This window comes from Delftia sp. ZNC0008 (assembly GCF_000799035.1).
GTDB lineage: Bacteria > Pseudomonadota > Gammaproteobacteria > Burkholderiales > Burkholderiaceae_C > Comamonas > Comamonas tsuruhatensis.
On sequence record NZ_JTKZ01000706.1, the window covers coordinates 1 to 10979 of the forward strand.

10 protein-coding genes are annotated in these 10979 nt (G+C 66.7%); 6 read left to right on the plus strand and 4 right to left on the minus strand.

What is annotated here, in order from left to right:
* Nucleotides 1-1868, minus strand: a 1868-nt coding sequence (locus L995_RS22940; protein ID WP_047473836.1) for a DNA topoisomerase IV subunit B, incomplete at its 3' end; no start/stop codon positions are given.
* Between the two features lie 170 nt (nucleotides 1869-2038).
* Between L995_RS22940 and L995_RS22945 the strand changes: the two genes are divergently transcribed.
* From L995_RS22945 to bamC, 5 genes are all read left to right on the plus strand, one after another.
* Nucleotides 2039-3265: an MFS transporter gene (locus tag L995_RS22945; RefSeq protein ID WP_017404391.1), complete on the plus strand. Its 1227-nt coding sequence runs from the start codon at nucleotides 2039-2041 to the stop codon at nucleotides 3263-3265.
* Between the two features lies 1 nt (nucleotide 3266).
* Nucleotides 3267-3416, plus strand: coding sequence for a hypothetical protein (locus L995_RS33975; RefSeq protein ID WP_016447625.1), 150 nt, complete (start codon nucleotides 3267-3269; stop codon nucleotides 3414-3416).
* A 67-nt stretch (nucleotides 3417-3483) separates the two neighbouring features.
* Nucleotides 3484-4053 (plus strand): class I SAM-dependent methyltransferase, encoded by a 570-nt coding sequence (locus tag L995_RS22950; protein WP_047219397.1) that lies wholly within the window; start codon nucleotides 3484-3486, stop codon nucleotides 4051-4053.
* Between the two features lie 75 nt (nucleotides 4054-4128).
* The gene (gene dapA, locus L995_RS22955) at nucleotides 4129-5025 is read left to right on the plus strand and encodes a 4-hydroxy-tetrahydrodipicolinate synthase (protein WP_016447627.1); all 897 of its coding nucleotides are present in this window, start codon (nucleotides 4129-4131) and stop codon (nucleotides 5023-5025) included.
* A 41-nt stretch (nucleotides 5026-5066) separates the two neighbouring features.
* Nucleotides 5067-6179, plus strand: a complete 1113-nt coding sequence (bamC, locus tag L995_RS22960) for an outer membrane protein assembly factor BamC (protein WP_016447628.1) — start codon at nucleotides 5067-5069, stop codon at nucleotides 6177-6179.
* 206 nt (nucleotides 6180-6385) lie between these two features.
* Here bamC and L995_RS32275 read toward each other — a convergent pair whose 3' ends face one another.
* The 3 genes from L995_RS32275 to L995_RS22975 form a co-directional block, all read right to left on the minus strand.
* Nucleotides 6386-6676: a hypothetical protein gene (locus L995_RS32275; RefSeq protein ID WP_082001612.1), complete on the minus strand. Its 291-nt coding sequence runs from the start codon at nucleotides 6674-6676 to the stop codon at nucleotides 6386-6388.
* Nucleotides 6677-7063: 387 nt separating this feature from the next.
* Nucleotides 7064-8194, minus strand: coding sequence for a JmjC domain-containing protein (locus tag L995_RS22970; protein WP_047473834.1), 1131 nt, complete (start codon nucleotides 8192-8194; stop codon nucleotides 7064-7066).
* Between the two features lie 103 nt (nucleotides 8195-8297).
* Nucleotides 8298-9257 carry a helix-turn-helix domain-containing protein gene (locus L995_RS22975; protein WP_047219400.1) on the minus strand — a complete coding sequence of 320 codons (960 nt, stop codon included), beginning with the start codon at nucleotides 9255-9257 and terminating at the stop codon, nucleotides 8298-8300.
* 260 nt (nucleotides 9258-9517) lie between these two features.
* Here L995_RS22975 and L995_RS22980 point away from each other — a divergent pair, with 260 nt between their 5' ends.
* Nucleotides 9518-10969, plus strand: a complete 1452-nt coding sequence (locus tag L995_RS22980; RefSeq protein WP_047473835.1) for an aldehyde dehydrogenase — start codon at nucleotides 9518-9520, stop codon at nucleotides 10967-10969.
* The last annotated feature ends 10 nt before the right edge of the window (nucleotides 10970-10979 follow it).

Sequence of the window (10979 nt, forward strand, 5' to 3'; positions counted from 1 at the left end):
CCGCCTAACTGCACGGGCAGCAGGCGGCGCGTGTCGGGGTTGAGCGTGGTTTCCCACAGCTGCTCGGCATTCATCTCGCCCAGGCCCTTGAAGCGGCTGATCTGGCATTTCTCGCGCGGCACGCCATCCTTGGCGGACTTGTCGAGGATGGCGGTCAGCTCGCCCTCGTCCAGCGCGTACATCTTGGCTGCTGGCTTCTTGCCGCGCGCAGGCACATCGACGCGGAACAGCGGCGGCAGCGCCACATGGATGTGGCCGGCCTCGATGAGCTTGGGGAAGTGGCGGAAGAACAGCGTGAGCAGCAGCACCTGGATGTGCGAGCCGTCCACGTCGGCATCCGAAAGAATGCAGATCTTGCCGTAGCGCAGGCCGGACAGGTCGGGCGTGTCATGGGGGCCATGCGGGTCCACGCCGATGGCCACCGAGATGTCGTGGATCTCGTTGTTGGCGAACAGGCGGTCACGGTCGACTTCCCAGGTGTTGAGCACCTTGCCGCGCAGGGGCAGCACGGCCTGGGTTTCCTTGTCGCGTCCCATCTTGGCGCTGCCGCCGGCCGAGTCGCCCTCGACCAGGAAGACCTCGTTCAGGCTCAAGTCGCGGCTTTCGCAATCGGTGAGCTTGCCGGGCAGCACGGCCACGCCCGAGCCCTTGCGCTTTTCGACCTTCTGGCCCGCCTTCTGGCGGGTCTGGGCGGCCTTGATGGCGATCTCGGCCAGCTTGCGGCCCCATTCCACATGCTCGTTGAGCCACAGCTCCAGCGCAGGGCGAACGTAGCCGCTGACCAGGCGCACGGCATCGCGCGAGTTCAGGCGCTCCTTGATCTGGCCCTGGAACTGCGGGTCCAGCACCTTGGCATTGAGCACGTAGCTGGCGCGCGCGAAGACGTCGTCAGGCATGAGCTTGACGCCCTTGGGCAGCAGCGAATGCATCTCGATGAAGGCCTTGACCGCCTGGAACAGGCCGTCGCGCAGGCCGCTGTCGTGCGTGCCGCCGGCCGTGGTGGGGATCAGGTTGACATAGCTTTCGCGCAGCGGCGCGCCATCCTCGGTGAAGGCCACACACCAGGCGGCGCCCTCGCCTTCGGCAAAGCTGTCGTGGTTGCGGTCGGCAAAGCCCTCGCCTTCGAACAGGGGGATGACGGCCTCGCCATGCAGGCTTTGCTGCAGATAGTCGCGCAGGCCGCCCTTGAACTGCCAGGTCTGAGTGTCGCGCGTCTTCTCGTTGACCAGGGTCACCGACACGCCGGGCATGAGCACGGCCTTGCTGCGCAGCAGATGCATCAGCTCGCCCATGGGCAGCTGGGAGGATTCGAAGTAGCGGGCATCGGGCCACACGCGCACGGTCGTGCCCTGCTTGCGCTCGCCCGCGGCCAGCGGCCGCGATTGCAGGGGCTCGACCACGTCGCCGCCCGAGAAGGCGATGGTGGCCACCTTGCCCTCGCGGTGGATGCAGGCCTCAAGGCGCGTGGCCAGCGCATTCGTGACCGAGACGCCCACGCCATGCAGGCCGCCCGAGAAGCTGTAGGCGCCGCCCTTGCCCTTGTCGAACTTGCCGCCCGCATGCAGGCGGGTGAAGACCAGCTCCACCACGGGCGCCTTTTCCTCGGGGTGCATGCCGAAGGGGATGCCCCGGCCGTCGTCCTCGACGCTGTAGGAGCCGTCGGAATGCAGGGTGAAGCGGATTTTCTTGCCGAAGCCGGCCAGCGCCTCGTCGGCCGCGTTGTCGATCACCTCCTGCAGCACATGCAGGGGGTTGTCGGTGCGCGTGTACATGCCGGGACGCTGCTTGACGGGCTCCAGGCCCTTGAGCACGCGTATCGAGCCTTCGGAGTATTCGCTGGCGGAAGTGGGAGATGGTTTGACTGCCATGGGGGCGGATTGTAGTGCGCGGCCCGGCTCAGTGCTGGATACATTCACAGTCATTGACATTGACTATCCCGAAAAGGCCAGTGCCGCCAAGGGCTACGAAGTGCCGCGCTGGCGCATGGGCGACCCACGCGTCGCAGCGCAAAACCCGGAGTTTCGCTAAAGTTTGCCGCATGCACAAAAACAACCAACCCATGTCCATGGTGCAGATACTGCTGTGCGGGGGCGCAGTCGTGACGCTGTCCATGGGAATCCGGCACGGCTTCGGCCTGTGGCTGCAGCCCATCACCCAGGAGATGGGCTGGACGCGCGAGTCCTTCGCGCTGGCCATTGCCATCCAGAACCTATCCTGGGGCGTGCTCGGCATCTTCGGCGGCATGCTGGCCGACCGCTTCGGCGCCTTCCGCGTGCTCCTGGTGGGCGCGCTGCTGTATGCGCTGGGCCTGGCCGGCATGGCCATGGCGCCCACGACAACCTGGTTCGCCCTGACGGCCGGCGTGGTGATAGGTGCAGCCCAGGCCGGCACCACCTATGCCGTGATCTACGGCGTGCTGGGCCGCCAGATTCCCGTGGCGCGGCGCAGCTGGGCCATGGGCGTGACGGCGGCGGCGGGCTCCTTCGGCCAGTTCTTCATGGTGCCCGTGGAAGGCAGCCTGATCTCGAACTTCGGCTGGTCCAACGCCCTGCTGCTGCTGTCGCTGTGCGCCCTGATGATCATTCCGCTGGCCTTCGGCCTGCGCGAGCCGGGCTTCACGGCCGGCAATACCCGACCCGTGCGCGACCAGAGCGCGGGCCAGGCCGTCGCCGAAGCGCTGCGCACGCCCAGCTTCGTGCTGCTGACGGCCGGCTACTTCGTCTGCGGCTTCCAGGTGATGTTCATCGGCGTGCACATGCCCAGCTACCTCAAGGACTACGGCCTGGCACCGCAGGTGGCCAGCATCTCGCTGGCGCTGGTGGGGCTGTTCAACATCGTTGGCACCTACGTGGCCGGCAACCTGGGCCAGCGCCTGCCCAAGCGCTACCTGCTGTCCACCATCTACTTCACGCGCTCGGTGGTGATCGTGCTCTTCCTGCTCGCGCCGCTGACGCCCTGGTCGGTCTACATCTTCTCGGCCGCCATGGGACTGCTGTGGCTGTCCACCGTGCCGCTGACCAATGCCACCGTGGCCCAGATCTTCGGCGTGCAGCATCTGTCCATGTTGAGCGGCATGGTGTTCTTCAGCCACCAGGTCGGCAGCTTTCTGGGTGTCTGGCTGGGCGGCTATCTGTATGACCACACCGGCAGCTACCAGGTGGTCTGGTACCTGGCCATCGGCCTGGGCGTGGCCGCCGGCCTGCTGAACCTGCCGATACGCGAAGCCCCGGTGGCAAGGCCGCGCGCGGCGCAGGCGGCGGCCTGACATGACGACAGCCACCACGCCCCGCCCACAGCTGCTGCGCAGGCTGGCGCTGTGGGCCGCCGTGCTGCTGGTGCTAGGCCTGGTCTTCATGCTCTATCTGCAGCCCGAGTTCATGCTGGGCATGGCCGACCAGCTCTGGGCCTGCTTCTGAAATTGAAGCGCGGCAAAGGCCTGGCGGCACAATGGCGGCCGCTTTCAATTCATTTCCGAAATTTCACATGCACGCAGCCACGCCGCCTTCGCCCTGGATCCAACGCTGGTCGCATCTTCTGGCACCCGAGGCCACCGTGCTCGACGTGGCCTGCGGCCCTGGCCGCCACATGCGCTGGTTCCATGCACGCGGCCATGCAGTGACGGGCGTGGACCGCGACGCCCAGGCCCTGGCCGGCCTGCAGGGCGTGGGCGAGCTGCTGTGCGCCGACATTGAAAACGGCCCCTGGCCCCTGCCCGGCAGGCAGTTCGGCGCCGTGGTCGTGACCCACTATCTGTGGCGCCCGCTGTGGCCGTCGCTGCTGGACAGCGTGGCCCCCGGCGGCGTGCTGCTGTACGAAACCTTTGCCCAGGGCAACGAGGCCTTCGGCAAGCCTTCCCGGCCCGATTTCCTGCTGGCGCCCGGCGAGCTGCTGCAGGCCTGCGCGGGCTGGCACATCGTGGCCTACGAGCACGGCCAGCTGGGCGAGCCCGATCGCGTGGTCCAGCGCATTGCGGCACTGCGCCCCGATGCAACAGGCCGGGAACCCGTGGCCATGCTGGCGCATCAGAAGGCGTCAGGCTCTGCAATCGCCTGAATCCCTACAGGCGACCGCCTTGGGCCTGCCTCCGACACTCGTTAGAATGATCCTTTCCCGTTTTTTCTTGCGGACATGACATCCTCCTCCGTCGCTCTCACTGGCAGCATCGTTGCCCTCATCACGCCCATGCACGAGGACGGTAGTGTTGACTACCCGGCGCTGCGAAAACTCATCGACTGGCATGTGGCCGAGGGCACGGACTGCATCGGCGTGGTGGGAACGACAGGCGAATCCCCCACCGTCAACGTGGAGGAACACTGCGAAATCATCCGCGTGTCCGTCGAGCAGGCTGCGGGCCGCGTTCCCGTGATGGCAGGCTGCGGCGCCAACAGCACGCACGAGGCCATCGAGCTGGCCCGCTACGCCAAGAAGGTCGGTGCCGACAGCCAGCTGCAGGTCGTGCCCTACTACAACAAGCCCACGCAGGAAGGCCAGTACCAGCATTTCAAGGCCATTGCCGAAGCGGTGGGCGACCTGCCTGTGGTGCTCTACAACGTGCCCGGCCGCTCGGTGGCCGACATGCAGCACGACACCGTGCTGCGCCTGGCACAGATTCCCGCCATCATCGGCATCAAGGAAGCCACGGGCAACATCGAACGCGCCCAGTGGCTGATCCGTGAAGTGCCCGAAGGCTTCGGCGTGTACTCCGGCGATGATCCCACCGCTGTGGCACTGATGCTGTGCGGCGGCCACGGCAACATCAGCGTCACGGCCAACGTGGCGCCGCGCCTGATGAGCGATCTGTGCAAGGCGGCCCTGGCCGGCGACGTGCGCACCGCCATGGACATCCAGATGCGCCTGATGCCTGTGCACAAGAACCTCTTCGTCGAGGCCAACCCCATTCCCGTCAAGTGGGCCGCAGCCCGCCTGGGCCTTTGCGGCCCGGCCATGCGCCTGCCGATGACACCCCTGAGCAAGAATCTGGAAGCCACCGTGGAAGCCGCCCTGAGCTCCGCTGGCCTGCTGTGAGGCGCCCCGCCCCACCGACCGAACGCACCAAGGATATTCGCGTGAAACAGCCCATTGCACGTCTGAGCCTGCTGAGCCTGGCCATCGGCCTGACAGCCTGCACGACCACGTTCCAAGAGAGCAAGATCGACTACAAGAGCGCCGGCAAGCAGCAGGCGCCCACCCTGGAAGTCCCGCCAGACCTGACACAGCTGTCCACGGACTCCCGCTACGCCGTGCCCGGCGGCGTGGTCTCCGCCGCCGCCATGGAAGCCAACTCCAAGGCGCAAAAGCCGGCAGAGGGCCGAACGGCCACCGCCGCCCTGGGCGATGTGCGCATCGAGCGCAATGGCGAGCAGCGCTGGCTGGTGATCAAGCGTCCGGCCGACCAGCTGTGGGAGCCCGTGCGCGACTTCTGGCTGGAAAACGGCTTCATCTTCACTACTGAAGACCGCCAGCTCGGCATCATCGAAACGGATTGGGCCGAGAACCGCGCCAAGATCCCGCAGGACGTGATCCGCAAGACGCTGGGCAAGGTCTTCGACGGCCTGTACTCCACCAGCGAGCGCGACAGGTTCCGCACCCGCCTGGAGCGCTCGGCCGACGGCTCCACCGAGGTCTACATCACGCACCGCGGCATGCAGGAGGTGTACACCAGCGCCCAGAAGGACCAGACCATCTGGCAGCCGCGCCCCTCCGATCCGGAACTGGAAACCGAATTCCTGCGCCGCCTGATGGTCAAGCTCGGCGTGAGCCAGGAGCAGGCCGACGCCGTGGCCAAGGCCAACACCACCACGGCAGCCGCCACCGGCAGCGTGCGCATGGAATCCGCCAACGGACAGCCCGTGCTGCAGATCGACGAAGGCTTTGACCGCGCCTGGCGCCGTGTCGGCGTGGCCCTGGACCGCACGGGCTTCACCGTGGAAGACCGCGACCGCAGCCGCGGCATCTACTTCGTGCGCTATGTGGCGCCCGATGCCAAGGTCGAGCCCAAGGGATTCTTCAGCAAGCTGTTCAGCCGCTCGCCCGACGCGGCCGCGCCGGTCAAGTACCAGATCCAGGTGCGCAGCGAGGGCGACAAGTCCACGGTCACCGTGCTCAACACCCAGGGCCAGCCAGAGACCTCGGCCAATGCCCAGCGCATCGTGCGCGTCATCACCGACGACATGAAGTAGGCGATCCTCACGTCGGGATTAAGGCGGCAGCCCTCGCCTGCAGCCACCGCGCATTCACTTGCCGGTGGCTTTTTTGCATCCGGGCCGTCGTGCATAAACCATGGATTTGCATGACCGGGCCCCGGTGGACGAAAAAAAACCGCAGCCCGAAGGATGCGGTTTTTTCGCAGCACAAGCCTAAGCCTGTGCCATCGGCGAAGGCCGGATTACTGCTTGGTGGCTTCCTTGGCGGCAGCGTCGGCAGCCGCCTTGGCGGCGTCTGCAGCAGCGCCTTCAGGAGCAACCGCTGTAGGTGCAGCTGCGTCAGCGGCGGGCGCTGCGGGAGCAGCTGCGTCGGCGGCGGGAGCAGCAGGAGCGGCTTCTGCGGGAGCGGGAGCTGCCGGTGCGGGAGCTTCAACGGCGGGTGCGGGAGCGGGGGCCGGAGCCTCTTCCTTCTTGCCGCAAGCGGCCAGAGCTGCAGCAGCGATCACGGTAGCCAGGATCAGAGAGTTCTTCATCACAGTTTCCTAGAGAGTAGGTAAGAAGACAGTACACAGGAGGGGCCCCGCCACTTGCGCCACCGGATGCGGGCAACCGGTACGCGGCGGCCAGGCCACGTCAAACACATTCATTCGACTTGGAACGAATTATAGGGAGATTTTTTCGAGGCTGACTGAAACTGACAACCTCTGAACAATTCCGCACAAATCCTCTTGCCAAGTCCGAATGGGGCAGCAAGAAGCTACCTTGGCGTCCACTGTGTAACAAAACCAGGTTGCTGTCAATTTACTGACGAACCCAAGACAATTCTTTACAAATCTATCGGAGTCCGCCTTGAATCAACAGAACGCTGTCAACGGTGAATGCCCGAACTTAGCATGACTGAGTCACAGCGTCTACCCGGATCAGGACAGCGGCCCGCCTCGCACCCAGCCGGCGTCAAACCAGGAGGACAGCAGCTCCAGCGCGTCATCGCTGGCCTTGGCCAGATCGGCGCGTGACAGGGCCCGCGTATCGGCCAGCTTGCGCATCAGGGTGGCATCGCGGCCACCGGCCAGATAGCTTTCTCCGTTGATGAAGATGTGCCTGGCGTCATACATCATGCGGGTGCGGCGGTCCAGGACCACGCTCTCGAACATGCCGTTTTCCTCGCCATGCTCGAACCACACATTGGCCTTGGGCTCGGTCATGTACTCGCCCAGAGCGCGCTCCAGCGCCAGCGGCTCGGCCAGCGCGCGTTCCAGCGACTTGCGGGCGAAATCGTGCAGGCTGGCGGGAATCTCGCCCGGGGCTTCAACGGCCGGCTGGTCGGGATCGCGGTAGACGACCGGCACTTCGGGCTCATCGGGCTCGTCGGACATGCGCAGCAGCAGCTCGCGGGCCAGCTCGTCGCGCGCGGGCGAGCGAAAGCCGATGGAGTACGTCATGCACTCGCCTTCGGCGATGCCGTCATGGGCCCACTTCGGGGGCAGGTAGAGCATGTCGCCGGGCTCGAGCACGAATTCCTCTTCCGGCTCGAAATGCGAGAGCACCTTCAGCGGCACATCGGGCTGCAGCGACAGGTCCTTCTGGCGGCCGATGCGCCAGCGCCGGCGGCCATGGGCCTGCAGCAGGAAGACGTCGTAGCTGTCGAAATGCGGGCCGACGCCGCCCTGGTCGGTGGCAAAGCTGATCATCAGGTCGTCCAGCCGCGCCTCGGGCACGAAGCGGAACTGCTGCATCAACTGGTGCACGCCGTCGTCGTGCAGGTCCACGCCCTGCACAAGCACGGTCCAGCCGGGCTTTTGCAGCGAAGGCAGGCTGCGGCGCGACAGCGGGCCTTGGCTGAGCTTCCAGCTGCCGCCGTCGTGCTGCTGGATCAGGCGCGATTCCACCCCGTCCTCGCCTGCCATGGCCAGCAGCCTGGCGCGCGGAATCAGGGGCTTGAAGCCCGGGATCGCCTGGCGCACCAGCAAGGGCTTCTTGTGCCAGTGGCGGCGCATGAATTGGGAAGCGGTAAGCCCGCCCAGCAGGGCAAGCGGGGTGTTGGTGTCCATGGAATGGTCCGAAATGAGCAGAAAGACAGGGCGGCATTGTCCTATGCGGCCATTGCCCTGTCCTGGCGCCAGCGCAAGCCGGCCCGAAATGGCCGGACGACGCTCAGCCCGCAGCCTTGCGCATGGCCCTGAAATCCGAGGGCGCCAGGCCCGTATAGGCCTTGAAGGCCCGGCTGAAATGCGCGCTGCTGCCAAAACCGCAGTCCATGGCGACTTCGGTGATGGTACGCTGCGCGTGCTCGGGCAGCAGCAGCTCGCGCATGCACAGCTCCAGCCGGCTGTGCTGTATGAAGGCGCCCAGGCTGGTCTGGCTGTCCGCAAAGGCGTTGTGCAAATGGCGCTTGCTGCAGTTGAGCGCGGCGGCCACGGACTCCACCGACAGGCCCGGATCGCGCAGATGGGCCACCACATGGGCGCGTATGCGGTCCTGCAGCGCCAGTTGCTGGGTGCCTGCCGTGCCCTGCCCGGCCAGCTCCTGCAGCGAAAGGTGGACCATGTCCACCAGCAGCTCGCCCGCGCGGCGCGCCAGATGCGGGGCCATGCCGGGCAGCTCCTGGTAGGTGCTGCGCATGGTCTCCAGCGCGATGCGGGCGATGCCCGAGCTGCCGCCCACGTTGCGCCCCATCAGTCCTTCCAGCCGGACGCCCCGGTCCACGATGGCCTGGCGCGGCAGCATCACGATGAGGTGCTCCGACCATTCGGGATTGGCCACCTCGTACTCCTGCGCCGTGTCATAGATGACCCAGCTGCCCTTGCGCACGCTGGCCTCGCGGTTGTGCTGGCGCACGCTGGCCACGCCCTCCCAGGGCGCGACGATCTTCAGATAGGGCGACTCATGGGCACGCAGGCCCTGCATGCTGCGCATGACGCGGTGGCGGCCCGCCTCCAGCCGGGTCAGGACCACATCGCCGGCATTGGCCACGCGCACATGGCCCTCGAACAGGCGTTCGCCATAGACATCGGTATCCAGGCCTGCAAACAGGCTCGACATCCAGGCATGCCAGGCCGACGCCGTCTCGCCGGGCGGCAGTCCGTCGGTGCTCAACACCATGGCATCGGTCATGTGCGGTCTCTCCTGATCGCCGCACGGGTGAAGGATCTGTGTGCGGCCATGGACGTGATTATGGGAAAGTGCAGGCCCGTCGCGCCCCATGGCTTTCCCCGCGGACAGCCAGGACAAGGGTAAACCCCGGAGCCCGTGCACGATCCGTCATGCGCTTTGTGCGCCCAGCGGGCTGCCTGCGCCATCGCCTGCTTCTACGATGACCGGCACGCCCGGCTGCGCCAACGCCCAGGCCACAACCGCATACCAAGGAGACAGTCATGATCGAACAAACCATGCTCATCGCAGGCCAGGCCGTCCAGGCCGGCAACGGCGCCACCTTCGAGCGCCGCAATCCGCTGGACGGATCGGTGGCCACGCGCGCACCGGCCGCGACGCCGCAGGATGCCGTGCGCGCGGTCGAAGCCGCGCAACAGGCCTTCCCCGCCTGGGCCGCGCTGGGCCCGACCGAGCGCCGCCAGATGCTGATGAAGGCATCGCAGGCGCTGGAGGCCAAAACCGAGGCCTTTGCCGCCGCCATGGCCGCCGAGACGGGCGCCTCGGGCATCTGGGCCGGCTTCAACGTGCACCTGGCCGCCAACATGTTCCTGGAGGCCGCATCGCTGACCACCCAGATCAATGGCCAGATCATTCCCTCGGACGTGCCCGGCAGCCTGGCCATGGCCGTGCGCCAGCCCGCTGGCGTGGTGCTGGGCATTGCGCCCTGGAATGCGCCCGTCATCCTGGCCGTGCGCGCCATCGCCACGCCGCTGGCCTGCGGCAACACCGTGGTGCTCAAGGGCTCGGAGCTGTGCCCCGCCACGCACGGCCTGATCATCGAGGCCCTGCAGGAAGGCGGCCTGCCGCCCGGCGTGGTCAACTTCGTGACCAATGCGCCCGAAGATGCCGGCGCCGTGGTCGAGGCCATGGTGGCCCACCCGGCCGTGCGCCGCGTGAACTTCACGGGCTCCACGCGCGTGGGCCGCATCATCGGCCAGACCTGCGCCAAGTACCTCAAGCCCGCCATTCTGGAGCTGGGCGGCAAGGCGCCCTTCGTGGTGCTGGACGATGCAGACATCGACGCCGCCGTGGCCGGCTGCACCTTCGGTGCCTTTGCCAACTCGGGCCAGATCTGCATGTCCACCGAACGCATCATCGTGGACGAGGCCGTGGCCGGGGATTTCCTGGACAAGCTGGTGGCCCGTGCCACCTCGCTGCCGCTGGGCGATCCGCGCAAGGGTCCCGTGGTGCTGGGCTCGGTGGTGGACATGGCCACCGTGGAGCGCGCCAACCGCCTGATCGACGACGCGCTGGCCAAGGGCGCAAAACTGCTGTGCGGCGGCAAGGCCACCAACACGCTCATGGCAGCCACGCTGATCGACGGCGTCACGCCCGAGATGGACATCTTCCGCGAGGAAACCTTCGCCCCCGTCAAGGCCATCGTGCGCGTACGCGGCGAGGAGCAGGCCATCGCCATGGCCAACGACAACGAATTCGGCCTGTCCTCGTCCGTCTACACCCGCGACACTGCACGCGGCTGGCGCGTGGCCGCGCGCATCGAGGCCGGCATCTGCCACGTCAACGGCCCCACCGTGCATGACGAGGCACAGATGCCCTTTGGCGGCGTGAAAAACTCGGGCTACGGCCACTTCGGCGGCCAGGCAGGCATCGACGCCTTCACCGAGACGCGCTGGATCACCATGCAGACCGCGCCCCGCCACTACCCGTTCTGATCGGACGCGG